The organism is Pseudomonas sp. RT4P38 (assembly GCF_054897765.1).
The window spans coordinates 3627999-3648020 of the sequence record NZ_CM142703.1; the positions used below are offsets into that span (position 1 = coordinate 3627999).

At 56.9% G+C, this 20022-nt stretch carries 21 protein-coding genes and 1 pseudogene; 6 read left to right on the plus strand and 16 right to left on the minus strand.

Going from position 1 to position 20022, the window contains the following annotated elements:
* Positions 1-30: 30 nt before the first annotated feature.
* The 3 genes from ACYZT7_RS16705 to ACYZT7_RS16715 are packed head-to-tail and all read right to left on the minus strand — an operon-like array spanning position 31 to position 2666.
* Positions 31-837, minus strand: coding sequence for a sugar phosphate isomerase/epimerase family protein (locus ACYZT7_RS16705; RefSeq protein ID WP_462037451.1), 807 nt, complete (start codon positions 835-837; stop codon positions 31-33).
* A 15-nt stretch (positions 838-852) separates the two neighbouring features.
* Positions 853-1653, minus strand: a complete 801-nt coding sequence (locus ACYZT7_RS16710; RefSeq protein ID WP_462037452.1) for a sugar phosphate isomerase/epimerase family protein — start codon at positions 1651-1653, stop codon at positions 853-855.
* The gene (locus ACYZT7_RS16715) at positions 1650-2666 is read right to left on the minus strand and encodes an LLM class oxidoreductase (RefSeq protein WP_462041809.1); all 1017 of its coding nucleotides are present in this window, start codon (positions 2664-2666) and stop codon (positions 1650-1652) included. Before ACYZT7_RS16715 ends, ACYZT7_RS16710 begins: the two co-directional genes overlap by 4 nt.
* Before the next feature lie 158 nt (positions 2667-2824).
* Between ACYZT7_RS16715 and ACYZT7_RS16720 the strand changes: the two genes are divergently transcribed.
* A complete protein-coding gene (locus ACYZT7_RS16720; RefSeq protein WP_462037453.1) occupies positions 2825-3706 on the plus strand; it encodes a LysR family transcriptional regulator in 882 nt (293 codons plus the stop codon).
* 70 nt (positions 3707-3776) lie between these two features.
* On the opposite strand, the gene ACYZT7_RS16725 is transcribed toward ACYZT7_RS16720, so the two are convergent.
* The 4 genes from ACYZT7_RS16725 to ACYZT7_RS16740 are packed head-to-tail and all read right to left on the minus strand — an operon-like array spanning position 3777 to position 6352.
* Positions 3777-4178, minus strand: coding sequence for a DoxX family protein (locus ACYZT7_RS16725; RefSeq protein WP_462037454.1), 402 nt, complete (start codon positions 4176-4178; stop codon positions 3777-3779).
* A gap of 17 nt (positions 4179-4195) precedes the next feature.
* On the minus strand, positions 4196-4867 hold the full coding sequence (locus ACYZT7_RS16730) for an alpha/beta hydrolase (RefSeq protein WP_462037455.1): 672 nt from the start codon (positions 4865-4867) through the stop codon (positions 4196-4198).
* On the minus strand, positions 4860-5702 hold the full coding sequence (locus ACYZT7_RS16735) for a DODA-type extradiol aromatic ring-opening family dioxygenase (RefSeq protein WP_462041810.1): 843 nt from the start codon (positions 5700-5702) through the stop codon (positions 4860-4862). The genes ACYZT7_RS16730 and ACYZT7_RS16735 overlap by 8 nt, the downstream gene beginning before the upstream one ends.
* A 20-nt stretch (positions 5703-5722) precedes the next feature.
* Positions 5723-6352, minus strand: coding sequence for an NADPH-dependent F420 reductase (locus ACYZT7_RS16740; RefSeq protein ID WP_462037456.1), 630 nt, complete (start codon positions 6350-6352; stop codon positions 5723-5725).
* A 109-nt stretch (positions 6353-6461) separates the two neighbouring features.
* Here ACYZT7_RS16740 and ACYZT7_RS16745 point away from each other — a divergent pair, with 109 nt between their 5' ends.
* Positions 6462-7361 (plus strand): LysR family transcriptional regulator, encoded by a 900-nt coding sequence (locus tag ACYZT7_RS16745; RefSeq protein ID WP_462037457.1) that lies wholly within the window; start codon positions 6462-6464, stop codon positions 7359-7361.
* 19 nt (positions 7362-7380) lie between these two features.
* Here the strand turns inward: ACYZT7_RS16745 and ACYZT7_RS16750 are convergent, their stop codons facing one another.
* Positions 7381-8334, minus strand: a complete 954-nt coding sequence (locus ACYZT7_RS16750; protein ID WP_462037458.1) for an alpha/beta fold hydrolase — start codon at positions 8332-8334, stop codon at positions 7381-7383.
* A gap of 167 nt (positions 8335-8501) precedes the next feature.
* Between ACYZT7_RS16750 and ACYZT7_RS16755 the strand changes: the two genes are divergently transcribed.
* Together ACYZT7_RS16755 and ACYZT7_RS16760 are read left to right on the plus strand one after the other, a co-directional pair.
* On the plus strand, positions 8502-9410 hold the full coding sequence (locus tag ACYZT7_RS16755; protein WP_462037459.1) for a LysR substrate-binding domain-containing protein: 909 nt from the start codon (positions 8502-8504) through the stop codon (positions 9408-9410).
* Positions 9411-9549: 139 nt separating this feature from the next.
* Positions 9550-10344 carry an SDR family NAD(P)-dependent oxidoreductase gene (locus tag ACYZT7_RS16760; RefSeq protein WP_462037460.1) on the plus strand — a complete coding sequence of 265 codons (795 nt, stop codon included), beginning with the start codon at positions 9550-9552 and terminating at the stop codon, positions 10342-10344.
* Between the two features lie 87 nt (positions 10345-10431).
* On the opposite strand, the gene ACYZT7_RS16765 is transcribed toward ACYZT7_RS16760, so the two are convergent.
* A complete protein-coding gene (locus ACYZT7_RS16765; RefSeq protein WP_462037461.1) occupies positions 10432-11304 on the minus strand; it encodes a LysR family transcriptional regulator in 873 nt (290 codons plus the stop codon).
* A gap of 103 nt (positions 11305-11407) precedes the next feature.
* On the opposite strand from ACYZT7_RS16765, the gene ACYZT7_RS16770 reads away from it, so the two are divergent.
* The gene (locus ACYZT7_RS16770; RefSeq protein ID WP_462037462.1) at positions 11408-12799 is read left to right on the plus strand and encodes an MFS transporter; all 1392 of its coding nucleotides are present in this window, start codon (positions 11408-11410) and stop codon (positions 12797-12799) included.
* A 9-nt stretch (positions 12800-12808) separates the two neighbouring features.
* Here the strand turns inward: ACYZT7_RS16770 and ACYZT7_RS16775 are convergent.
* The 4 genes and pseudogenes from ACYZT7_RS16775 to ACYZT7_RS16790 form a co-directional block, all read right to left on the minus strand.
* Positions 12809-13017: pseudogene (locus ACYZT7_RS16775) on the minus strand (arsenical resistance protein ArsH); the annotation flags it as partial.
* 356 nt (positions 13018-13373) lie between these two features.
* Complete coding sequence (locus ACYZT7_RS16780; RefSeq protein ID WP_462037463.1) at positions 13374-13988, minus strand: nitroreductase family protein; 615 nt, start codon at positions 13986-13988, stop codon at positions 13374-13376.
* Positions 13989-14058: 70 nt separating this feature from the next.
* Positions 14059-14412 carry a putative quinol monooxygenase gene (locus ACYZT7_RS16785; protein ID WP_462037464.1) on the minus strand — a complete coding sequence of 118 codons (354 nt, stop codon included), beginning with the start codon at positions 14410-14412 and terminating at the stop codon, positions 14059-14061.
* A gap of 86 nt (positions 14413-14498) precedes the next feature.
* Entirely contained in the window at positions 14499-14696 is a 198-nt protein-coding gene (locus ACYZT7_RS16790) for a tautomerase family protein (protein WP_003445639.1), read from the minus strand.
* A 166-nt stretch (positions 14697-14862) separates the two neighbouring features.
* Between ACYZT7_RS16790 and ACYZT7_RS16795 the strand changes: the two genes are divergently transcribed.
* A complete protein-coding gene (locus ACYZT7_RS16795; protein ID WP_462037465.1) occupies positions 14863-15765 on the plus strand; it encodes a LysR family transcriptional regulator in 903 nt (300 codons plus the stop codon).
* A gap of 25 nt (positions 15766-15790) precedes the next feature.
* Here the strand turns inward: ACYZT7_RS16795 and ACYZT7_RS16800 are convergent, their stop codons facing one another.
* The 3 genes from ACYZT7_RS16800 to ACYZT7_RS16810 are packed head-to-tail and all read right to left on the minus strand — an operon-like array spanning position 15791 to position 20016.
* Entirely contained in the window at positions 15791-17311 is a 1521-nt protein-coding gene (locus ACYZT7_RS16800; protein WP_462037466.1) for an MFS transporter, read from the minus strand.
* A gap of 12 nt (positions 17312-17323) precedes the next feature.
* Complete coding sequence (locus tag ACYZT7_RS16805; protein WP_462037467.1) at positions 17324-18511, minus strand: efflux RND transporter periplasmic adaptor subunit; 1188 nt, start codon at positions 18509-18511, stop codon at positions 17324-17326.
* Positions 18508-20016, minus strand: a complete 1509-nt coding sequence (locus tag ACYZT7_RS16810; RefSeq protein WP_462037468.1) for an efflux transporter outer membrane subunit — start codon at positions 20014-20016, stop codon at positions 18508-18510. Before ACYZT7_RS16810 ends, ACYZT7_RS16805 begins: the two co-directional genes overlap by 4 nt.
* Positions 20017-20022 lie beyond the last annotated feature (6 nt).

Sequence of the window (20022 nt, forward strand, 5' to 3'; positions counted from 1 at the left end):
GCTCCTTTTTCATATCAGGTGGAGGGGGCGTTACAGCGATGAAAAGTCCGCCCAATGTGGATGACGTTCCAGGCGACGATCAATGTCGCGAAGCGTTGCCAGGCAGCGTTGCAGTTTCAGGTAAATATCGCCGCCGTAGTCCCAGCCGAGCAGGCCAATGCTGCCTGTGTAGCCGACGCTGTTCAGCGCCGCGACCACGGCAAAGTTGTCCAGCTCTCCACGGTCAACCGGCTCCATGGTGGCCACGCCGCCCCAGCCCAGTTCGCTGAGCGCGCTGCCTGAAAGTACGACTTGCATCAACCAGGGTTGCATGGCTTCAAGATGCAGCTGAAGCTCGTCTTCCTGACTGGCGTACCAGTGATAGCCGTTGAATGATGCACCCAGGCGCGGGTGAGCAAAGTATTCGCAGATTTGCACCACTTGAGCCGTGGTCTGGGTGACGTGGTGAAGATGGGGATACAGAGCGATTCTCAAGCCGCGACGTTCTGCGATGGGTAGCAGCGACTCGATGAACCGCATGATGGCCTGGCTGCCGTTGACCGAGGTCTGGACCGCCAGTTCGATGAGTTCGACCCCTTCGACGCTTTCAATGATGCGCCGTATAAGCTGATCATTGCGGCCTTCGTGCAGCACCAGGTACAAGCCCTCGACACGCAGGCCGTGCTGCTCGCCAACGCGCGGTAGCAGGCGCAGGTCGGTCAGCGGCGTGCCACCCCAGGCTGAAACAGTGAGGCCGTCATAACCGAGTTCGGCGAGCATTTCGCACTGTGACTGGAAGGCATAAACGCCCATTGAAGAGTAAAAAAATGAATCGAGTGCATGGACGCGATGTGCCACGGTCTATCTCCTCGCCTAGCGTGGCGTCTCGGTCAATAGGGCCCATTCAGGGTGTGCGGCCAGACGTTGCTCCATGGAGCGAAATGCCGTCGCTGAACGGCGCAGGTTGCCGTAGACGTCGCCTCCCATACTTTGCCATCCCAGCACGCCGACTCGACCCGTGAAGCCGCGGCGTTCCAGGGCGCCCAGCAGGACGAAATTATCCATCTCGCCCTCATCAAGTGTTTCGATGGTCGCCAGCCCGCCCCAACCCAACGGAGAACGTCGTGTGCCGGCAATGTTCACGTGCTGGAGCCAAGGCCACATCGCATCAAGGCGTTGTTCCAAGGCATGCTCTTCAGTGGCGTACCAGTGATAACCGTTGAACACGATATTGAGCAGGGGATGGTTGAATTGCTGGCACAGTGCGACGGCTTCCGAGGTCGTTTGCATGCCGTAGCGTGCGTGCGGATAAAGGTTGATGCGAAGGCCTCTGCGCTCACAGATAGGCAACAGGCGCTCAAGCATGCGGCGGTCAAAGTTCGTGACTTCATCACCTGAATGCAGCGCCAGTTCAATGGTGGTGCAACCCTCAATGCTCTCGAAAACCTGGGTCACGAACTGTTCGAGGCCCTTGCGGTAGATCAAGTAGACCGCGCCCACGTCAAGGCCCCAGGTCGGTTTGACTTGAGGAATCGACTTCAGGTCTTGGCTCCACGCAGACATCGTCAAGCCTTGGTAGCCAAGCTCGGCGAGCATTTCGCACTGTGCGGCCAGGGGATAGGTGCCCATGGCGGTCTGGAAGATGAAATCCATATGGTGAAGGGGGTGTTTCATTGGGCGGCCTGCATGGGTTGAGGGTCGACGGGGAGGGCGATGCTTGGAAAATGAGGCAGCAGGTATTCAGCCAGCTCATCGATGACTTCAGCGGCAGGGCGGCGTTGAGGTTTGAAGTGCAGGGCGACATGACCCACCCCCTGATCCTGCTGGCGTTTCCAATGCTCTATCAGCGCATTACGCCCGGCGCGCAGCACGCGTCCCGCCTGAACAGGATGGTTCGGATCTCGATCCAGATCGAACAACGTGCCGTAGCCGTAGGGTTTGTGCACCTCGTTGCCACAGACGGCACGCCAGCGCTCGATCACCTGGGGAATCAACGCAGGGTTGGAGGTGTAGGAAAGAATCCCGTCAGAGTGTTCACCGATCCATTCCAGCGACTGACCCGCGTGGCCGACGATAAGGGTGGGCAAGCGCGCCCCGACGGGTTTGGGGATCAGGTCAATTTCACCGTTCAACTGGCCATAAAAACGCGACGTATGCTTTGCCCAATGGCTTTGCGTGGTGGCGCGGATGATGCCCAGTGCGTCCCGGAAGCGTTCGGCGCGGTTGTCAAAATCCAGCCCGAAAGCTGGGTATTCGATCGGCCGGTCGCCGGTGGCCAGCCCCAGTATGAATCGCCCGCCGACCAGTTGGTCCACGCTCGCGGCCTGCTTGGCAACAATCAGAGGATCGCGCAATGGCAGGACGATACCCGCCGTGCCAATCGCAATTCGCTTGGTCACGGCAGCCAGGTAACCCGCATAGACCAGTGGATCGAGGATTTGGCCGACGTCCCCGAAATTGGGGTCATAAAATGGCACATCGCGCAGCCAGATCGCGGAAAATCCGGCTTCGTCTACGCGTTGAGCCATCTGCGCGTGATCCTGCAAGGTGGGGCCCGGGCTGTTGGGGTAGCTTTCCAGCGGGGCAATGAAACCGAAGGTCAAATGTCCCGGTTTGAATACGCGGGCATAGCCAAGGTGTTGCTGAAGCTCCTGGGCGATTGCGCGCGCGCGAGGTAGAGAGGTCATCGAGGTACGCTCGTAGTAACGGATGGCGGTGACGTTGAAGGCGAGAAGCACTGCATAAAGTCACGATGGAGAGGACTATAAGCGGTATGATTTGAAAGAAAAACAGGATGAAGTTCCGATCATTTACGAATAAAACGCTCAAATAGGCGAGGCTGTTCATGGATCATTTTGGCGCGCTCAGCGCATTCGTTCAGGCGGCGCAGACCCGCAGCTTCACTGAGGCCGGGCGCAGGATCGGGGTGTCTTCCTCGGCCGTTGGCAAAGCCGTCGCGCGGCTTGAGGAAGAGTTGGGCGTGCGGTTATTTCATCGCTCCACGCGGGCGATTACCTTGACGGCCGAGGGCAGTCTTTTTCTGGAGCGTTGCCAGCGTATTTTTGCCGAATATGAAGTCGCCAAGCGCGAGCTCACGCAGGCTGCAGGCAACCCCCAGGGCAAGTTACGCCTCGGTTTGCCGCAGCTCGGCATGCGGTTGATGCCTCATTTGATTGCGTTTCAGCAAGCGTATCCAGAAGTGGAATTGGAGCTGGAGTTCAGTGATCGCTTGGTCAATGTGATCGAGGAGGGCTTCGATGCGGTGATGCGCATCGGCGAAGTCGACGATTCCCGACTGATGATGCGTAAGCTCAATGGCTACAGTCACCGGTTGGTCGCATCGCCAGACTACCTCTCGCGTCGCGGTGTCCCTGCGCGGCCGACGGACCTTTCGAACCATGCTTGCCTGCGATACCGCTATCCCACCAGCGGTAAGCTTGATCCCTGGCCGCTGGTGACGAAGAAAGGGCAAGACACGCTGGAGCTGGGGCAATCAGCGACGTCCAACGCGATTGAAGCCTTGCTGGCAATGGCGGAGGCGGGGCAGGGTATCGCCTGCCTGCCCGACTTTTTTATCGAGGATGCCATCGCCGCGGGGCGCTTGGTGCCGGTGTTGGACCGGTATATCAGTGATCACCGCACGTTCAGCATCCTGTGGCCGTCCAGCCGGCATCCGCTGCCCAAGATCAAGGCGTTTGTCAGCTTCATGGCGTCACGCCTGACGTGAGCGCTGGCCCCAGACGCAGTTGCCGGCGCTCTGGGTTCACAGGGCGCCGGCAGCTTGCGTGTGGGCTCAATCAAGCATTATTGGATGACTTGGCCGCAAAAGCGCCTTCACCCAGCAATGCAACGACCAGTGCAGTCATGCTCAGGTAGATCGGATATTCCCAGCCGCCATTGGCGTTGGTGAAGCTCCAGCCGTTACCGAAGTGTACGGTCGCCGCGACGAACAGCTGGACCACTGCCAGTGCGGCTACCCAGCGTGCATAGACACCTAATACCAGCATCAAGCCGCCGATCACTTCAAAAGCCATGACCGGATAGGCCAGGAAGCCTGGAAAACCGATGGACTCGAAAAAGCCTGCGGTTCCCGCCGGGGTGAACACCAGCACTTTGGTTAAGCCGTGGGCGATGAACATGATGCCCAGCGCTAGGCGCATTACGAGTGCAGCGTAGGGTGCAGTGCGAGAATCAATCATGGTGTAGCTCCTTTTATTTAGTTGGGAAGGGACAGCGTGTGGCGAAGCCATTGAGAAAAGTCGGCCAGTTCTTCACCGATAATCTCGTGGGCCATGTTGTAGAAATGGGTTTCGTGCTTGACGCCGATGCGATCCAGCCAGGCATCTGCCTCGTTCGCCCAGTCCATCGGCAGGACGGCGTCCTGGTGACCGTGGGCAATGAAGGCCGTGACCGACTTGAGGCGCTCGGCTGAGGCAATCCTTGGGGCAATCTCGCGCAGCATGCGGCCGCTCAATATTGCAAAGCCAGCCACCAGTTCCGGCTCGGTGACGCCCAGGCTCGCACTCATAATGCCGCCCTGGCTGAAACCTGCGATCACGGTCGGCAGGGCGGGCAGCGCTTCGATAAAGCGCTGCAAAAGCTGGCGGCTGGATTCCGCCTGTTCCTGGTTGAAGGACGGACCGTTGCTGGTGAAGTTCACCTGGTACCAGGCAAAGCCTTGCGGGCCGACCTGCAAGGGTGCGCGAACCAGAATGACTTCCAACTCTTCGGGAAGCGATTCGGCCAAGGCAGCAAGATTGCCCTCGTTCGAGCCCACACCATGCAGCAGGATCAGGCGACCTTTAGGCGTGAAGGTGCTGCAGCCTTTGCGGAAAAACAGACCAGTTTGTGGTTCGCGGGCTGCGTCGGAAAATGTAGTGTCACGCATGGTCGATAGCGCCTTGAGTCAGTGGAATAGGTTCGTGGCCATTAGTCGGGGCCGAAGAGAACAAGTAGCTGTCCATTGCCAGCACGCCGTAGGTCACGCCGCCCTCCAGTACCTGTGTCTCGTAGCCTTCCCCCGCTGCGCCAAGGGCGATCAGCAAGGGCAGAAAGTGTTCATCGGTGGGGTGAGCCCGCTCAGCCGACGGCGCATACTGCTTGAAGTCCAGCAATTGCCCGGTGTTACCGTCTTTCAGGGTTTGAGCTGTCCACGCGGCGAACGCGTCGACATAGGCGGCGCTCTCGCGGGTGGCTCCGCGGAACTCGTACAAGTTATGAGTCAGGCTGCCTGACGCGACGATCAGTACATTCATATCTCGCAGCGGCTTGAGCGCATCGCCCAGCTTCCAGGCCTGATGGGTGTCAAGACTGGCCGGCATGGAGACCTGGACCACCGGGATATCCGCCTCGGGTGCCAGGTACAACAACGGTACCCAGGCGCCATGGTCCAGGCCGCGTTGAGCGTCCAGCCGCGACTGCCAGCCGGCTACCTGCAACAGGTCTACGATGTGCCCAGCCAGGGCGGGCGCGCCCGGTGCGGGATAGCTCAGTTGATACAGTGCGTCGGGAAACCCTCCAAAATCATGGATGGTCGCAGGCGCGGTGCTCGCCGTGACAACGACTTCGCCTCGCGTCATCCAATGCGGAGAGAGGACGACGATGGCGTCAGGTCGCGGTAGCTCGCGACCGACCTGAGCCAGGCGGGGACCCGCCAGGCCAGGCTCAATGGCGAACATAGGAGCACCATGAGACACAAACAGCAGGGGGAAGGGGGTGTTAATGGTGGAATGCTCCGAAGGGGTTACTTGTTAAGCCAGACAGGGGCGATGGAAGTGCCGAGGCCAGCGCCGTAGCCAAGGTAAATGTTCAGGCCTGCCAGCGGCTCCAGGTAGCGAGAGTTGATCAGTCCGCCGGTATCGACGGTGTTCCAACCCAAGCTGCGAGCCAGGGCTGTTGCTGTCTGCTTGGCGCGTTCACTGTCACTGGCCACAAACACGCTCCCACGCTGGTCATCGGCGAAAGTCGGTCCATCGCCCAGCACTTGAGCAAACAGGGTGTTGAAGGCTTTGACGACCTGGGCCTGAGGGACTGCCTTGGCGATTTCTTCGCTGGCGCTGGTGACGTGGCCGATGGTCAGCGACATGTAATCGGCGCTGAGCGGGTTGGTGATATCGATGATGACCTTGCCGGTCAGATCGCCCAGGCTCTGCAGAGCTGCGACGGCATCTGCGTAGGCAGTGGCAAGCACCACCACATCGCTGTCGCCCAGCGCCTGGTCGGCTGTAAAGGCGGTTACCTGTTCGAACCGGGCTGCCAGCGCTTCTGCCTTCTGGATATCACGGCCCGTAATACGGACAACGTGACCGGCGCCAGACAACTGCTTGGCGAACGCGGAACCCATGTTGCCGGTACCCACTACTGTAATTTTCATATCGACCTCTTTTGCGTTGGTTTGTGTTTCGATGGGCTCAGTTTATAGGTTGTAAATCTGAGATAAATAAGGCCGAATGTGATGCATAGTTCCAGTAGGTGAGACAGTCATGGACAGAGCGTTGGAAATGCAGGTGTTCTGCACAGTGGTCGATAAAGGGACTTTTGTAGGTGCGGCCGAACCGCTCGAAATGTCTAAGGCCGCTATCTCGCGGTATGTGAGTGCCCTCGAGGAACGATTGGGCGCACGGCTGCTGCATCGCACCACACGCAAGCTTTCGCTGACCGAGGAGGGGCGGCAGTTCTACCATCAGGCACGAGAGGTGCTTGCCCTGATGGATCAGGCAGAGGAAGCGGTATCGTCCGCAGTGCCTGAACCTAGCGGGATTTTACGGGTGAATGCGCCAGTCAGTTTCGGCGTTCTGCACCTCGCGCCGCTGTGGGGGGCGTTCATGAGTGCCCACCCGAACGTCGAGTTGGATATCAGCCTGAATGACCGTTTGGTGGACCTGGTGGATGAGGGCTTTGACGCGGCGATACGCATTGCGCGCATGGAGAATTCATCCCTGGTGGGGCGGCGGCTGGCTGGCACGCGTATGTGCCTGTGTGCATCCCCTGATTATCTGGCAAGTCATCCACCGCTACGCACCTTGGCGGACCTGGCTGAACATGGGGTCATTGCCTATACCAACTTTGCGACGGGCAATGAATGGCCGTTCGACGGGCCCGACGGTCGCGTCAGCGTGCGCACACGCTCGAGCGTTCGCTGCAACAATGGCGATACGTGCCGCAGTATCGCCATTGCGGGTGGCGGTGTTGCCCTGCAGCCAAGCTTTATGGTGAGTGAGGATTTACGCAGCGGAGCCCTGGTGGAAATCCTGCCTGAATACCGCTCCATCGAGTTGGGCATTTACGTGGTTTATCCCACGCGCAAACACCTGGCGAGCAAGGTGCGAGCGCTGATCAGCTTTCTGACTGACCGTTTCGCCCATCCCGAGTGGGAGCGCTGAAGGGTTTAAGCGGCACGCATCAGGAGCGCTGCAAAAAGCTGTGCAGGTCAGCGGCGAATTTCTGCGGATTCTTGAATGCCAGAAAGTGGTCGCCCTGTTCGGCCTTGTCGTACACATACAGTACCGAGTCACTGATCACTGAATTCATCCACTTTTGACTGTCCAGCCAGTCACTGTATTCCCCGGTAAAAATCGCGGTGGGCACGTCGATCTTGGTTTGGATGACATCTCGCCAGTCGTTGGTGACGTGATCGAAAAGCACCAACCCGGTAAACGCCATGTCATCCTTTATAGCCGCCTGGACCAGGCTGATTGCATTGTGGAAGTAGGGGGAGTCAAGCACCACCGCGCGCTCGACAACCCGACTTCCTGAAATCAATTGGTTGGTCGGTGTCATATTCACGTAGGAATCGATCATGCGTTCCGGCGAGGTGGTGAACGCGCCGGCATCCAGTCGCTGTTGTTCCGTCCAATCAGCGTGACAATATATCGAAGGTGCCTGGTCGATGATGCTCAAAGTGCGAATACCTTGTGTACCGAACAGATCAATGTAGGCCCACATGACCGAGGCACCCATCGACCACCCGCAGTAATGCGCGTCGGGCACGCCCAGATGTTTGGCAAACTCTTTTACGTCCATGGCATAACGGGAAATGCGATTTCCAGACGCCGTTTTCTCGGAGAATCCTTGGTTGCGAACATCCAACACGTAGACGTGATAGTGATTGCTGAGGATGTGCATGAGGTGGAAATACATCGCACCGTTGGCCGACCAGCCCGGGATAAAAATCAATGGCTGCCCTGCACCCGCTTCCCAGTAAGCCAGATTTACACGGTCACTGGTGGTGAAGCTGCTGACTTTAAGGTCGGGAAAATCCGAGGCGCGGAATGCCTGGCCGATTATTTCGTGGGGAAAGTAAAAGTCTTCGCCGAGCATAGCCGGGAGTGATTGATTGATCAGGGGGTATTTCACGGTCCAATCCTGTGTCGTTTTAAATAACGTTCAATCGACGATTTCCGGCGCCGGCTGTCAGTTGGCCGCCCCCCATTACGTCAACTCGCTTCCAAGCCAAGATAGCCCTTGGACAGTTAGAGGATAAATACTCAAAATGCCTGAACATTCGAAACGGATCATTGGTAATGGATCGTCTGAGCAGTATGGCGGCATTTGTCAAAGCCGTGGAAATGGGGTCTTTCAGTGCCGCTGGTGATGCGTTGCAGATGTCGGCGCAATTGATCGGCAAGCATGTGCATCACCTGGAGCAGCACCTCGGCGTGCGCTTACTCAATCGCACCACGCGCAGACAAAGCCTCACCGACTTCGGGCGCGAGTTTTACGAGCGTTCCAAATTCATCCTGGCCGAAGTTGAAACCGCCGAAAACCTGGCAGCCCATACCCAGGCTGCCCCAAGCGGACGGCTACGCATCAATGCGCCCGTCAGCTTCGGCATGCAGTCCCTTGCGCCATGCCTGCCGGCGTTTATGGAGGCCAACCCGCAGGTGAGCGTCGAGCTGAGCTTGGCCAATAGTGCTGTTGATCTTATCGATGAGGGCTTTGATGTAGTTTTCAGAGTCGGTGTGCTGGCCGACAGTGGCTTGGTCGCCAGGGCACTGGCGCCCTACAGACTAGTGTTGTGCGCTGCGCCGTCTTACCTCGAAGGCAAGCCTGCGATTGAAACTCCGTGGGACCTGCAGAATCATGAGTGCCTGGGGTTTTCCCACACCGAGCTGCGCACGCACTGGACATTCGATGGGCCTGAAGGAAAAGTCGTTGTTCCAGTAGGCAGTCGATTCATGGCCGATCACGGCGAACCGCTGCTGTGCGCCGCGCTGGCCGGGTTGGGGATACTGCTTCAACCGGTGGAACTGGTACGCAAATCACTGCTCGCCGGCGAGCTCGTCACGCTGCTGCCAGATTACCCGCCACCCAGTCGCCCCCTGCACGTGCTCTACGCGCCCGACCGCCGGCTCACGCCGAAATTGCGCAGTTTTCTCGACTTCGCCACGCGGACATTCGGTGCTGATTTCGTTGAGACTGAGCTCTTTTGAAACAGGCTGTTGTAGATGACCAACCTGAATCGACATTTTTCCAAGAGCGGCTAAGCCATACAATGGCCGCTTTGTTTTCTACGTAACGGTAGGAACTGATGGCGGGCATACCGGCCCGTACATTCTTGAAGGAGAAATGATGAATATCCAACTGAAGACGAAACGCGCACTGGTTACCGCCTCGACCGGTGGCATTGGTTTTGCGGTGGCCAAGGGGCTTGCCGAGGCAGGCGCCGCCGTCGTCGTCAATGGCCGCAGTGAAGGCTCTGTGAACGCAGCGGTTACCCGTCTGCTGGCTGAAGTGCCCGGTGCCAGTGTCAGTGGTGTGGCTGCAGACCTGAGCACCGCGCCAGGCGTGGCAACCTTGTTGGCCGGTATCAGTGATATCGACATTTTGGTGAACAATGCCGGCATTTATGAGCCGCAGGATTTCTTCGAAGCCGGTGATGACGTGTGGGACAACTACTGGCATACCAACGTGATGTCGGGCGTTCGTTTGAGCCGTGCGCTGCTACCTGCCATGGTTGATCGCGGATGGGGGCGGGTAGTGTTCGTTGCGTCTGAGTCTGCACGAAACATTCCGGCGGATATGATTCACTACGGCGTTTCCAAGACAGCCCAATTGGCACTGGCCCGTGGTTTGGCTAAAAGGGTTGCGGGCAGTGGTGTGACCGTTAATAGCGTGCTGCCTGGGCCTACGCTGTCTGATGGCGTCGCGGACATGATGAAGGGCGAAGTCGAACGCACCGGCAAATCCCTTGAGTCGGTGGTCGCCGAGTTTGTCATGCAGCATCGCCCAAGCTCGATCATTCAGCGTGCGGCCAGCGTGGAGGAAGTGGCTAACATGATTGTTTATGTCTGCTCGATGCAGGCATCGGCTACCACTGGCGCTTCGTTGAGAGTCGACGGTGGCGTGGTAGACGATATCGTCTGACAGGCGTTCAAAGCTGGCGTGACACCTATGGTTTCACCACCACGATATACCACCCTCTGATCGAGCCTCAGCCGGGACCGCCGAGGCTCAACCTTTCGAGGGCAAGCCCAAGCCAAGGGACTCCAGTAACTGCAAAATCAGCTCTGTGGTCTTGCGTACCACCTTGTCATTACGGCGGTCGGGGTGCATGGCGACCCAAATGTCGAGGTCGAGCATTGCACGATGGCTGTCTAGCCTTACCAAACGATCGTCACTGTCCCCAATAAAGCACGGCAATCCTGCAACGCCGATCCCGGTGCAGGCTGCTTCATATTGGTGGCTTAAATCTGTGACCTCGCAGGCAACCCGCCTCGGACCGATTAATTCGTATAGCCAGCGCTTGTGGGCAAAGTCACCTTGCCGATCGGTATAACCAACGAATTCCCATTTTTCCTCATTCAGCGCATTCGCGTAGCCAGCCTTCGCGTAGAGCGCAAAGTGCATCAGACCCACCTTTCGGGTGATGTCGGTTTCGTCGATAGGCGGCGAAAGACGCAATGCCAGATCTGCCTCAAGCCGTGAGAGGGATGCGAAGTGGGGCTCGCTGAGAATAGAAAGCTGCACCCGCGGAAGCATTCTGGCCAGCTCAGCCAGATTGGGTGTCAGGAAATGCCTGGCCAGGATAGGTGGGGCAGTGATAGACACCTTCGCCCGCACGGTCGACCTAGAAGACAAGCACTTGCGCTCAACGGCGAAGGCCTTTGCTTCAATATCCAAAACGTCCTGCATTATCAGCTGACCTATTTCAGTCAGGCGCGATTCACGCGGGAGTCGATCTACCAAGCGTACATTGAGTTGAGCTTCCAATGCGGCGAGCCGCCGGCTGACTGTGGCTTGATTAACATTAAGATTACGTGCAGCGCCCGACAGGCTGCCTGCAGTTGCAATCGCCAAAAAAAATCGCAGATCTTCCCAGTCCATATGCCATGCGTTTTTGCATTGAATGTGTGCGAATATTAGTATTTACGCATTGCTTGTCAAGCGCTACCGTTTAGCTACTGAAATAACACCGTGACCCCACATCATGTCCGCCACCGCACCCAAAACTATATCCCTGTCAGCTATCCATATCGCAGCTTGTCTTGGTTTTCTTGTCGTCCAACTCGACGTCAGTGTCGTCAACGTCGGTCTAGGTGCGTTAAAAGCCGCATTCGATACGGACCTGACCGGTCTGCAATGGGTCATCAACAGTTATGCACTTGCATTCTCGGCGTTGCTGATCATGGGAGGCGCGTGGGGTGACAAATTCGGTGCCAGAGAAGTGTTCGCCTCAGGGTTTGTAATATTCACCATTGCCTCCATAGGTTGCGGCCTATCCAACAGCATGAGCATGCTAATAGGGATGCGTATCGTCCAAGGCGTGGGAGCTGCCTTCTTGGTGCCTACCTCCCTGACATTGATACGGCTGGCATTCGAGGATCCTGCCAAAAGGCGATCAGCCGTGGCAGCGTGGGGTGCTTGTGGAGGTATCGCCTTGGCTGCGGGGCCGGTCATAGGAGGTCTGCTGATCGAGTCGCTCGGCTGGCGCAGTGTTTTTTTACTCAACGTCCCAATCGGCCTAATTGCCATCGGATTAATCTTTCGGTATGCACCACCTTCTCCAAGGGTCGATAAGAAAGTGGATTTTCCGGGGCAAGTCAGTATCGGTATTTGCCTGGCATCACTGACTTACGCTCTGACTGAATCAAGTTCCCAAGGCTGGGGAATTGTAACGCTATCGACCCTGGCAATCGCCGTACTTTGCGCATTTGCATTCGTCTTGATTGAGCAACGCGTAAAGGCCCCTATGCTGCCAACTCGACTGGCCCGAAACAGAACTCTGGCAACCACTGCATTGGCCGGTGCCACCATCAATTTCACTTTCTACGGCACCGTGTTCATATTCAGCATCTACTTCCAGTCGTTCCTGCATTACGACGCGTTCAGAACTGGGCTGGCGTTCATACCGCTCACGGCAGTGCTGACTATTTCCACGATGATCTCGTCTCGGATCGCCAGGCGCGTCAGCGCACAGCGCATCATTACTATAGGTTTCCTGATTCAGGCAGTCGGCTTTGTGGCGTTGGCGCGCGTCACCCCTGAGACATCGCTTTGGTACCTGAATATTGCCCTGATGGTAGTGGGTATTGGCAGTGCATCGTCTGTGCCTTCGATTACGAACTCGATGCTGTCGTCGGTTTCTTCGCATGACGCCGGCATGGCGTCGGGACTGATGGCGTCCGCCAGACAGTTGGGCGGCGTGATCGGTGTGGCAGTGTTCGGGGCCATGATCACCAGCACCGAACCTGCTGCTTTTTCTCGAGGGTTATCGACTGCAATGATTGTCTCAGCGATAGTTTTGTTGGCCTGCATAGCGGTGAATTTTTGGGTCGGCCGAGCGTCCCGAGTGCCCGTCAACGCTGATACGCTTGAATAAATCCTTAGCAGACTCTCTACTTCGGCAGAGCTGGATGACCGCAAGTTTTTACCCTGGGTCGGCCGCACAGCACCGATTGCCTGCGGCACCCAGTCCATCCGAGCCTTGAACAATGCGCTCATCGAACCGTGGCGGAGAGCACCACACGTGCCTTCCGGCTATTGCATCAGCTCCCGCAGCACCGCAACCTTGGGGTGAGTGTCGGGTGCATCTTCCGGCGTGTACATTCGGGAATGTGTCTTGGATAAAATCCCTTCGGGTGCGCCCAACAAGCACCACCTCAATTACCTTTCAAAGCGAACCGATGCGGTTTAGTTTGGACGTGCGTTCACTTAGCACTGGGAAAATTACCCAGCTCACTGCTGATACAGATTCGGGCGCCGATTGGACGAACAGCGCCCTGCGCAACGACGGGCAACCTCGCCAAAAGCTTGAGCGTGCGTAGAGGGGGAAGAGGGAAGGGTATTGCGGTCGATGGCGGGGAGTTCTAGGAGCAAATCTGCGGCAGTATTGTTGCCAAAAAGTTAGAAATCTACCCGCATGCCCGGATTAACCTGACATACGGGCCCGCAGCTTAAACAAACTGCAAAATGTCGTTCACGGCTTTACGCGGTTTCTGTGGCCAGTTGGCCAAGCCAGGGTAGCCAACGGTGATTAACATCACGGGCACATCTTCATCCGACAGGCCGAACTCTTTGGCGACTGCAGCCTGATCGAACCCGATCATCGGGGTCGATACTAAACCCTGGCCCTTGGCGGCCAACATCAGGGTCATCGCGGCGAGCGAGCCAGAGCGGATTGCTTCGTCGCGCTGCAGCTGAGGATTCTCCTGGTACATGCCTTGAGCCGCCCCCACCCACATATCGTAGATCGATTGGTCAATGATCCCGGCATCAAGTGTCGGCTTCAATGCAGCAGGGAGGGTCGCATGCGGGTTCAGGGTACCGCAGACAATAAATGTCACGGAGGCGTCCATGACCTTTTGCTGGCCGAATGCCAATGGCAACAAGCGCGCTTTAGCTTCGGTGCTGCGCAGGGCTAGAAACTTCCAGTTTTGCAGGTTGAAGGCGGAAGGGGCGTGGGTAGCCAGGTCAATCAGTTCGGCAATCTGCGCGTCCGTTAATGAACGTTCAGTGTCGTAGCTGTTGGCGGAAATGCGGGACTTAATAACTTCGGCGATTACGAACATGGCGGTCTCTGTGTGGGATATCGATGCGCAGGGAACGGTTGTCGCTCCTGAGCCTGCGCCTTGATTGAATTCAGCGGCTGAAGCCATCAAATGGGGTCATGTAGACGGCGCCGAAGGGGTCCAGGCGCTTGCGGATTTCAGCGTCGGGTGTGCCGTAGACCAACAGGCTTTTGATGGAGCACAGCTCCAGGAATCGCTGGCCGAAAGGCGCGAACGTGGTGTCTACGTGGCTCACCACAGCATCGACGTTATAACGCTCAAGGATATGAACGGTGCTGTTGTCTTCATTGACGCTGTATTCGTAAACCAGTGTGCCCGGCTCAGCACGGGTGGCAGCAACGATGGTGGCGATAAGTGCCTTGAACTCAGCGAATTCCGCGGGTTTGACCGCGAGAGAGAACAGGCAGGAAATATGCGGATGCATGGTTGTTTTCTCCAGCAGATTTATAACAAATACCTGCACGGCAGCATCGCTGGTCTAGCCGATGCATGCGGTGCAAGTCGGGGGCGTCAGGACTTTTCGGGTGCTTCCCCGAAAAGCTTGCCGGCGCCGGCCCAATCCGATGCGGCTACATCTTCGAAAATCACGTAGATGTAATTGGCATCGGTACCGGTGTGTTTAACGATGCTTTCGGTGATGTCTGCGGCAACAGCGGCTTTTTGCGCGTGTTCCTTACCTTCAAACCAGCTCACACGTACTACAGGCATGATGTTGTCCTTCTAATAATTGATGATCGGGAGAAAGGTGCGCGACGTAGGATCACGATCGGCACCGTTGCATTGCCGGAACTCATCTTACTGTTGAATATTCTGGCGATAAATAATCTAAAACTATAATCTGGGTAGATTAAAACTCTACAATCAGCGAGCTGGCATGGTACCTATCGATTCGTTTCAAGGCGTCATCACATTCGTCGTCGCGGCGCGCTCGACCAGCTTCACCCAGGCTGCCGAGCGTCTCGGAGTGTCCAAATCCGCCGTGGGAAAAGCCATTGCTCGCCTGGAAGAACGCCTGGGCACCCAGTTGTTTCACCGCACGACGCGCCGAATTTCCCTGACTGCGGATGGTGATGCTTATTTTGTGGCGTGCTCTGGCGCCCTTGAAGAAATTGGTGCTGCAGAGAGCGGGTTGGGGCCCGGTGGTGGTGAGCCCTCCGGACGCCTACGCGTCGACATTCCGGTCGCGTTCGGGCGTCGGGTCGTGGCCCCGTTGCTGTTTGAGATCGCCAACAAGTACCCGGCTTTGCAACTGAACCTGACGTTCTCTGACCACCTTGTTGATCCCTTCGAGGAGGGCATCGATTTGCTGGTTCGCTTTGGAGAACTGCAAGACACCAGCGGTCTAGTGGCGCGGCGGCTGACCCGACAACGCTGGGCCATTTGTGCCGCCCCCGACTATTTGACGCGCTTCGGTGTTCCCCACACCCTGGAAGACTTGAGCCATCACCGTTGTATCGTCGGGCATCGACGCGGCCAGCCATTGTCGTGGCGAGTCATGCAGGCGGGGCAGACCGTACGTTACGCACCACCTTCGACCCATCAGATTGGCGACGGGGAAGCGATGATTCTCGCGGCGGTCGCCGGCACCGGTTTGTGCCAGATGCCACGCAGCCTTTTCCAAGACGATATTCAAGCGGGCAGGCTGGTGGAGGTTCTGCAAGTGTATGAACCCGAAGCTGTCGACGTACATGCCGTGTGGCCAAAGGTGTCTCACCTGCGACCGAAGGTCAGGTATGTGGTCGATGAGCTGGTCAAGCTATGTGCGCATTTGCAGTGATTCAGACTGGCAAGCGGAGCAGGCCTCACTTGAAGGTCTTCTGCGTCACGGAAATGACCAGCGCAACACCGGCGACAATGATGACTGCCCAGAAATACTCCATGCTCGCGACCAGGGTTGATTGTTGGTGCAGCGATTGGGCAAGTGTCGCTACCGAAATCTGACTGGCTGGACCCGCACCTACAGCGGGTGTCAGTGCCTGAGTCAATGTATGAGTCTGTTCCAGATAGAGCGGATCGCCTGAGCTGAAGTGACCGTTGATGTTGTTATATTGCACGGTGGTGCGCCATTGCAGGAACAAGGTCGCGACCGTTGTACCAAGTGCCATGGCGATCTGAGCCAGCATACTTTTGATTTGATAAGCGTGGGCGAACAGCGTGTCGTGGTGTGTCACATCGCGAAATGTCTGCATGGCCGCCGTGGCAAGTACCAACATCACGAAACAGCCGTTAAGCACCAGTGCAGGCAAGATGTTTGACCACATATTCGCGCCAGGCGTGAGGGATGAGGACAACCAGCCGAAGCCGAGCAACGCTGCGAATCCGGCCACGAAGAACTTTTTCGGAGCGGGGAATTTAGGAATGACAACGGACATGATGCCCCAGGTGATCAGCGCTCCCGCCAGGCCGAAAGCCTGAAAGGTACCAATTGTGTCCCATGAGTAGCCGAGCCCGCTTTGCAGAAAGTACGGCAAAATGTAGTTGTTGCCGCCCAACACTATGTAGGTGAAGCAGAAGAGGGCTACCCCTAGCATGTAGCGGGGTTGCATCAGGTCTTTTACCTTAAGGAAAGGCTCATGTTTGCCGTGTTCGGTCTGAAAAAAGATATAGATGCCCAGCGCAGCGAGTAGCGCAAATGCGATGAGAATGAATGACTCGTTGTAAAATTCGTAGTAGGAGCGTTGCAGAACATAAAGAAGGAAAAAACTGCTGACCGATAACAAGAGGATATTGGCCGGGCTGGAGGGCGTTCTTTCGTCCTCCGGAGCGAGGGTGTTGGGCAGAAAACGCGTGCACAGAAAAGCGGCTATCACCGCGCCTGCGGCCAATATCGCGAAAATGGCGTGCCAGGTGTCTTCCACCACTACAAGTGACGAGAGAAATGGCGCCGAAGCCGTACCGCCCGCCAGACCGGTAGCAAACACTTTGACGCCGGTAAAACGTCCAGGGCCAGGTGGGAGCAGATTGACCATCAAGCGCGCGGACGTCATGAACGATGCTCCGCCCAATGCCATGATGACCCGACCGACCGTGAAGGTATTCAGATCAGTCCCCACGCCACACACGAACGCGCCCACTACGTAAATGCTGATTGAACCCAGCATGAAGTTGCGCCAACCCAGACGTTCGACCAGCCAGCGCTGCTTGGAAATGACCACAACGGCGATGCACGCATACAGCGCGGCGACAAGCGTGAACTCTTCGGGACTGGCGTCGATTTCTCCGCGGATAGGCGCCGAGGCAAATGCAATCATGCCTGCCTGCAAATACTCCAGCGCGCATAACAGTCCCACTGTCAGCAATAAGGCGGCATTCTTTCTGTACATGGTCAGGCCCCGTTACAGATTCATATCTTTGGAGCCAGGACGATCTGCGTTAGCACTGATCACTTGCTCGACAATGTCGTTGGCATCTTTAAGCTCATTGTTAAAAATGTCGGTGCTGTAGGCAGGTTGCGGCGGTGTTCGAGTGTTAAGAACAGGGCCGCTGGTGTCAGAGGTGTCAACCGAAACTCGCATGGACAACCCGAGGCGAAGCGGGTTTTGTGCAACCTCTACAGGTTTCAGTGCAATGCGCACAGGTACGCGCTGGGTGACTTTGATCCAGTTGCCTGTAGCATTTTGTGCCGGCATCAGAGAGAAAGCGCTTCCGGTGCCCGCGTCCAGCCCGACAACCGTTCCGTGGAAATCCACATGGCGGCTGTAAGCATCGGCACTGAGTTGGACGGATTGTCCAATACGTAAATGTTCGAGTTGAGATTCCTTGAAGTTGGCGTTCACCCACACCTGGTCCATGGGAACAACCGACATGAGTGCCACGCCCGGACTGATCCGCTGCCCAACTTGCACGCTGCGTTTGGTCACGATGCCTGAGGTGGGAGAGTAGACCTGCGTACGGTGCAGTGAGATGTACGCATCACGCAGATTGCTTGCTGCAACGAGAACGTCAGGGTGGGTTCGAAGCGTCGTGTTGTCCACCATGGCCAGGCGAACTGCCAAGGCATGCCGAGTACCTTCCAGGCCCGCTACAGCATTCTTGAGAACCTCTTCGGCATGGCTGATCTCCTCACGGGAAACGGCACCACTGGAGGCAAGCTGATTGCGGCGGCGAACATCGTCCTGTGCCTTGCGCACGTCGTTTTGTCGTTGGTTGACCTCCGCCTGCAACTGCTGCACTTGATAATACTGAGTGCGTGCCTGGCGAACAGCTCGGGCCAGGTTGGATTTCGTGCGCTCATATTGGATCTCGGCGTCCACGGCATTCAGTGTGACAAGCGGTGAGTTAGAGTCGACGTGATCCGTATTGTCGACATTGATGACCGTCACCGTACCGCTGACCTGAGACGTCACCTGGACGATGTTGCCGTCGACATAGGCATCGTCGGTGGTTTCTGTTCCCTGCTTCAGGACGTACCAGCCTCCGAGCGCTATCACTAACAGCGCGATGACGAGAATCAAAAGAAGTCGAGGCCATACAGGGGCTTTTCGAGTTGCAGGTTCAGTAACGGGGGAAGTATTGGACGTCATGATTTATCAGCTACGGTAGAGTTTGCATCGGCAGGTAAAGGCATTTCAGGGCGGTACCCACCACCCAAAGCCCGGCTCAAGTTCGCTTGCAAGGAAAGCGCTCTGGATTGCAGGTCGACCAATTGGCGTTTTTCAACGAGCGTTGCGTTCTGCGTTGCCAGGACTTGCAGATAGGTCGCCAGGCCCGCGGCATAGCGCTTATCAACGAGGTCCGCTGCGGCCAAGGCGGTCACCACAGCTTCGTTTTGTTGAGCAAGGCGTTCCTTCAACCAGCGCAGCGAGGACAATTGATCGGCGATGTCACGCAGCGCATCAATGACCGTCTGGTTGTAGTTTTCAACAGCGAGATCGTAGGCCGCGTCCTGAGCATCCAAGTTGCCGCGCAAACGGCCTCCTTCGAAAATGGGCAAACTGATTGCCGGCGCGACTCCCAAAATGCGACTGCTGTGGTCGTTGAATGTGTCGAAAGCCAAGCTCTGCAATCCGATGAAAGCAGTCAGGTTCACGTCCGGGTAGAAGCGTGCCTTGGCAACATCAATCTCATGACCAGAGGCTTCCACACGCCAGCGTTGAGCCACAACATCCGGGCGATGACCGATCAGCTCAGCCGGGATATTCGACGGCATCACGACCATGTCGCTTGCTCCCAAGTGAGGTCGGGTGATTGTGCGGCCACGGTCAGGTCCTTTGCCTAGCAATGAGGCGAGTTTATTTTGATTGAGTTCGATGGACTCTTTTAGCGCGGCGATATTGGCTCTACTGGCAGGCAATGCTGCCTGCGACTGCTTGATGTCAATTTCCGTACCGAGTTCGGCGACGAAACGCTTTTTGGTAAGTTCCTCAATCTGCTCTTGCTGGTTGAGCAGGGCCTGCGCAACGTCGATTTGGTCATAGACATTTTGCAAGGCGATATAGGTTTGTACGATGGAGGAGGAAAGAATGAGGGCGGCTGCGCGCTCATCAACTTCCAATGCCCGCCGCCTACCCACAGCCGCCTCGACTGAAGAGCGGTTCTTCCCCCAAAAATCCAACTCATATCCGACATTCATGGTCGCTTGGTGGACGTTCTGCCATGTGCCCTTGGCAGGCGCAGGGGTCGTACCGTTGGAGCTGAACCGCTCGCGGGTAACACTCATGGAGGCGCCGACGTCAGGGAACAGCTGAGCACCCTGTATCGCTTCCAGTGCGCTGGCCTGGTGGACACGCGCAGCGGCAGAACGAAGGGTAGAACTGTTGGCCAGCGCTTCACTGATCAACTCGTTAAGTTGGGGATCTTTGAAGCTGCTCCACCAGTTGTCGGTCGGCCACGAAGCCTCAGAGAATTTGATGCCGCTATTGGCAAGCGTTTCGTTGACCTCGGAAGGCTGCAGCAGGCGTGAATGCGGTTTCAGATCGCTGAACGTGCATCCAGCGAGCATCACAAGCACTATCGCTAACGATGCGTTCCTGCCAGGTTTCGCGAAGGGCGGCTTGTCCTTTGCCCTCTGAATTAATGGAGTTTTCATTTACGA